The sequence below is a fragment of the Acinetobacter stercoris genome (assembly GCF_900323515.1).
GTDB lineage: Bacteria > Pseudomonadota > Gammaproteobacteria > Pseudomonadales > Moraxellaceae > Acinetobacter > Acinetobacter stercoris.
On sequence record NZ_OOGT01000241.1, the window covers coordinates 1 to 5,417 of the forward strand.

Genomic DNA, 5,417 nt, shown 5'->3' on the forward strand with positions numbered 1-5,417 from the left:
ACCTGAAAGCTATGTACGCATGCGCGTGTTTAAACTGTTTTTTGCTGTTTTTATTAATTATGCTTTGATTTCTCTGTTTTATTTATTTTTAAGAAAAACCTTTATTACCATTGTTTTTAGCCAGTTTTTATTTTTTTTACTCAGTTTTATTAATATCAAGAAAGAACAATATCTTTCTGCCAGCTTGACACCAAGTGACTTTTTACTGATTAAAGAAACCTTTATTGCTGCTCCATTTCTACTAAAATCAGTCGTTCTCATCGGTATTACTGTGTTCGTCATTTTCACAATCTATCTTTATAGAAAAGAAAACTCCGAAACCAGATGGCTGATGATTCCTAATGCCATTTTGTCAGTTGCTATACTCAGTTTCTTTATTTCTGCTAATTTTACCAATAATTTTGGTCAGTATTGTGACAGCAACAAAACTGCTCTGGTTTGCCAATATAGGACATCTTTACCAAATACACGTGGAGACTGGGTTGGTGATCATTTAAGTATCAAACACTTAGGCTATACCACTTTTTTCTTTTCAAAATCAGTGGATAGTTTAAATAATAAAGTTTTTAAATCTCAAAATATTCCTGAAGATAAAATTCAGGCAATTTTCCCCGAAAATGAAACACAACAAAACAAAGCTCATCCAGATGAACTACCTAATATTATTTTCATTATGAGTGAATCACATTGGGATGCTACAAAACTGGATAAAAGTCTGCCTAAAAATGTCACCCCAAACATCAATCGAGATCAGGTTTCTACACTTCTTTCACCAAGTTTTGGCGGTGGTACAGCCAATGTTGAATTTGAGGTTCTGACCAGTCTCAATGTATTTTTAAATCATAATGAACTGTTGTATGTTTCGAAATTGAAACGCCCAACTTATTCATTGCCTATGTATTTGAATACCTTAGGTTATGACACAACAGCAATGCACAATAATGGTAAATATTTTTATAATCGTAGCAGTGTTTATCAAAATATGGGCTTTAATCGTTTTACCTCGATTGAAAATATGACCACTGCTGCTGATCGTGGAAAATTTATTAATCAGGCAGGTTGGACAAATGATGATTTAATCTATGATAGCATCCGTCAACAACTGCAAAATGCCGATCAGCCTCAGTTTATTTATGCCATTACTGTAGAAAATCATCCGATGTATAACGATGATCGTTTTGGTGCAAACAACTTTAAGATTAAAAAAGATGTCAGTAATTCAAGTAAACGTGCACTAAATACTTTTCTATCTGGTATGAAACGCGCTGATGAGCATTATTCCGCACTGCTAAAAGATATTAGTAAAATGAAACGTCCGACAATTGTGATTTTCTTTGGTGATCATTTACCAAATTTACAAAAAGTCTATGATGATTTCGGTTTTTATAAATCTGAGCAAGAAAAAACAGAGAAAAAAGATGTGAAATTCTTTGAAACACCTTTAGCGGTATGGAGTAATTTCCCGATCGATAAAAATCAATTCAAAGGTACATTTGTTCCTGCACATTTCTTGGCACCGAAGATATTAGAAGCGGCTCACATACCACTTCCACCCTATTATCAGTTTATTGAGAAAGTAAACTCTTGCTACAGCACGATTCACCAGACAGGTGTTCAAGTCAATAAAAAATGTGACCTGAATAAAGATGAATTATTAAATCAATACAAAGACCTGAATATGGATGCAATCAATGGTAAAAACTTTAGTTATCAAATATTGCACCAACACAGCTAAGTGAGCTTAAGAAGATGAGGATTGATCGGTATCCTGATTTTTTTCAATAAAAGTTGTTTGTTGCTGATCTTTATCGTTAGATTCAGATGATCTCGCTTCCATATTTGAATCATCTCCTCTAGGATCACTCGACATAATCATGAATGTAATCATGGCAAATAGCAGGATCAATATTTTCATATTTTTCACTCATCACTAAAAATAAAAGCCTAGTCTAACGGCCCGTTTTCCACTTTTTGAGAATGTTGTGTATAGCAATGCAATTTTATTTTTGGTTTTATGTATCTTTTGAATCACTTATTTAAACTGAAACTTAAAACTGTTATTACTTGTATTATTTTCAATAAAATAGGGCGAATATCGCCCTATGCTTTTCAACTCACTTTATTTTGAAACTGAAACATATCCCATATACGGATCAGAAATAGAATCTTTACCCACTTCAACACGCCCAGCAAAACGACGTTTATAGCTCGAATCACCGTCAATCGTGACTGTAAAATCATACCAGCCACCAAACTCGGACATATCCCAGCTGAGTTCCTTTTCTATTGATGCTGTTTCTATACTCCATGTTTGATTTGCCAAGTAAGCATTTGCCTTAACCCGTAATTTTGCTGTCTTAGCTCCATCATTGCGTACTTTTAAATAAATTTTAGGATCACACTCCTCTACACAAACCCGGATTTCGGGTAAAGCATCTGTCTGCGTGACTTTGCTTAAAGTGCCAGTAAACCCTCGGTGGTAACCATTTGGACCTAAAACCCATAAATCATATTTGTCTTCAATAGTGTCCCAGTCATCATCCAGTTGTTTACCTGCTTCAACCATATAACGGCGTGGAATCGCATCTAAATTCAGCTTGTTATATACATGGAAAACTGCTGCCTGTTTTCCTGTATTGGAAAACATCAATTTCACTTTTTTGTCTTTGATATTGAGCTTAGCACTGGTATGTAGAACATAAGGTAAAGCACGTGAAGGCCTAATACCTGACTCCTGTACTGGATACACTTGGCTGATAGGTCGAATAACCTGAGCCAAGCCTTCTTGTGCTTTACGAATTGCGTCTGCTTCGGCTTTAGATTTCTTACCATTCAACGCAGGTAATGTTGTCAGATTAGGGGTTTTAAAATCAAAAGCTGATGTTAAATCACCACATACTGCACGGCGATATGGGCTGATATTCGGCTCTTTGACACCAAAACATTGTTCCAGGAACATGATTACAGAAGAATGATCAAAGACTTGAGAGTTTACATAACCACCACGACTCCAAGGTGAAATGATATACATTGGTACACGAATTCCTGGACCATAAACACCGATACCATTACTCACTTTGGGCTCTCTAAAGTTCGGCTGCCCTGCTGATGCCTTCCCATGAATTGCATATTCATAAGACATTTGCTCATCAGTCAAGGTACTCTTACCATACGTTACACCTGTCACATCTTTAGAAGGCGCACTTGGTGAAGGGATATGGTCAAAGAAACCATCATTTTCATCAAAATTGATCAGGAAAACAGTTTGACTCCAGAGATCAGGATTATCCGTCAATGCATTTAACACCTCCTGAATATACCAGGCACCTTGCACAGGGCTTGATGGTCCAGGATGCTCACTATATGTTGCAGGAGCAACGATCCAACTCACTTGTGGCAATTGTCCTTTGGCAATGTCTTCTTTGAGTGTTCCTAAAAAACCACCATCAGGCATTGTATTGGCGATCCCTTTATATAAAGGTTGAATAGCATCGATACGCTCATCATAAGGAGCATTCGGTAACTGACCAGACTGTTCATTGGCTTTGCGGTACTGTTTAAAACCAGCTAAAGGGTTATCGGTAAAATTATCGGGTAAATTTTGATAAACTTTCCATGTCACTCCAGCCCGCTGAAGCCGCTCAGGGTAAGTTGTCCATTCATAGCCAACCGATGATGTTCCCAAAGAATCCAGATCATTCACAACACTGGCAACCCCAGCCGCTGTAGGTCCATTAGTCCCTGTCCAGATAAACATACGATTTGAGTTGGTGCCTGTATGCATTGCACAATGATATGCATCACAAATGGTAAAGGCATTGGCTAAAGAAAACTGAAATTCAACTTCCTGTTTTTTATAATATCCCATTGACTGCGGATTTTTATATTGAACCCAGTTGCCCATACGTCCATGATCCCAGGCAAACTGACCATCTGTCCATGAATGCGGTGTACCGCTTACGCGTTGTGCATTGCCACGTGAACTGTCCAGATGATAGGGATAAACCTTGTTTTTACTCGCATCGTATTGTTCCCACACTTTACGACCATTGGATAACGGAATGGTAAAACGATCCCCAAAACCTCTAACCCCTTTTAAAGTACCGAAATACTGATCAAATGATCGGTTTTCCTGAGTCAAAATTACAACATGCTTAACATCCTTGATCGTCCCCGTTTCCACTTTGGCGTCGATCGCTAAGGCTTTTTGAATACTTAAAGGGAAACTCGCAATTGCTGCGGTACCAAACATTGTTTTTGTAGAATTTACTAAAAATTCACGACGATTCATTTGTTATATCCTTTTTTTATTATGGTGCACAGTGAATTTTGCATGCTGGTGGTTGTGGCTTAACAGGAGATGTTGGTTCTGTCGGAGGTGTTACTGTGGATGTCGATGAATCTTTATCATCATTACAAGCACTGAGGAAAATACCGCTACAAACGATAAAACTTAAAAATAAAAGGCGCATTACTCTATCCATATGATGAGGTGCGATATAGTCAAAACAATTCGGGTGACATTTATGTGATGTTTTAATGGCAATTTAATGAAAATAACAATAAAAAAACGCATCCGAAGATGCGTTTAAAGAATCCGAAACAACTTACCAGCCTAAAGCTTCCTGTTGTTTTTTAACCAGTTCCTGAATGCCTTTTTCAGCAAGTTCAAGCATGGCATTACATTGAGCACGATTAAACGGTTTATCTTCAGCAGTACCTTGAATCTCGATAAACTCACCTGCCTGAGTCATTACAACATTCAAATCTGTTTGACAATTCGAGTCTTCTTCATAGCAAAGATCAAGTAAAACTTCATCTTTGTACATACCCACAGAAATAGCAGCAACCAAGCCTTTCAAAGGATCATGCTTAATTTTCTTTTGTTCCAGTAACACATTCATTGCATCAATAAGCGCAACCGCAGCACCTGTAATAGAGGCTGTACGTGTACCACCATCTGCCTGAATCACATCACAGTCAATCGTGATAGTATTTTCACCAAGTTTCTTCAAATCGACCATTGCACGAAGGCTTCGTCCAATCAAACGTTGAATTTCTTGCGTACGACCACTTTGTTTACCACGTGCAGCTTCACGATCACTGCGTGTATGAGTCGAACGTGGCAACATTCCATATTCAGCAGTTACCCACCCCTGACCCTGACCTTTTAAAAACCGTGGAACAGTATTATCAATACTCGCAGTACAAAGTACTTTGGTATGACCAAATTCAACCAAAACAGAACCTTCAGCATAACGCGTATAGTTACGGGTAATTTTCACATCACGCATTTGGTCTAAAGCACGTTGGTCGAGACGCATAATTCTTCCTATAGAGTGGCTAAAATTTATTGGCGACTAGTATAACAGAAGCATCTTCATAGGTCGCAAGACGATAAATGCTTCTATTTATGT

The 5,417-nt window shown here is 37.7% G+C and carries 5 protein-coding genes; 1 reads left to right on the forward strand and 4 read right to left on the reverse strand.

Annotated elements, in window-relative coordinates:
• The coding region (locus KPC_RS17545; RefSeq protein WP_146196660.1) for an LTA synthase family protein at positions 1-1,735 on the forward strand (1,735 nt) is incomplete at its 5' end.
• Positions 1,736-1,741: 6 nt separating this feature from the next.
• Here KPC_RS17545 and KPC_RS20485 read toward each other — a convergent pair.
• The 4 genes from KPC_RS20485 to rph form a co-directional block, all read right to left on the reverse strand.
• The gene (locus KPC_RS20485; protein ID WP_171334536.1) at positions 1,742-1,915 is read right to left on the reverse strand and encodes an ABZJ_00068 family colistin stress protein; all 174 of its coding nucleotides are present in this window, start codon (positions 1,913-1,915) and stop codon (positions 1,742-1,744) included.
• Positions 1,916-2,119: 204 nt separating this feature from the next.
• Positions 2,120-4,291 carry a phosphocholine-specific phospholipase C gene (locus KPC_RS17550; RefSeq protein WP_121975628.1) on the reverse strand — a complete coding sequence of 724 codons (2,172 nt, stop codon included), beginning with the start codon at positions 4,289-4,291 and terminating at the stop codon, positions 2,120-2,122.
• Between the two features lie 19 nt (positions 4,292-4,310).
• A complete protein-coding gene (locus KPC_RS20490) occupies positions 4,311-4,472 on the reverse strand; it encodes a hypothetical protein (RefSeq protein ID WP_171334537.1) in 162 nt (53 codons plus the stop codon).
• A 135-nt stretch (positions 4,473-4,607) separates the two neighbouring features.
• Positions 4,608-5,324 (reverse strand): ribonuclease PH, encoded by a 717-nt coding sequence (rph, locus tag KPC_RS17555; RefSeq protein WP_121975629.1) that lies wholly within the window; start codon positions 5,322-5,324, stop codon positions 4,608-4,610.
• Positions 5,325-5,417 lie beyond the last annotated feature (93 nt).

Bases quoted from the DNA above. Each gene is read 5' to 3' on its own strand.
- rph (WP_121975629.1), bottom strand. From the start codon at position 5,324: ATGCGTCTCGACCAACGTGCTTTAGACCAAATGCGTGATGTGAAAATT.
- KPC_RS17550 (WP_121975628.1), bottom strand. From the start codon at position 4,291: ATGAATCGTCGTGAATTTTTAGTAAATTCTACAAAAACAATGTTTGGT.
- KPC_RS20485 (WP_171334536.1), bottom strand. From the start codon at position 1,915: ATGAAAATATTGATCCTGCTATTTGCCATGATTACATTCATGATTATG.
- KPC_RS20490 (WP_171334537.1), bottom strand. From the start codon at position 4,472: ATGCGCCTTTTATTTTTAAGTTTTATCGTTTGTAGCGGTATTTTCCTC.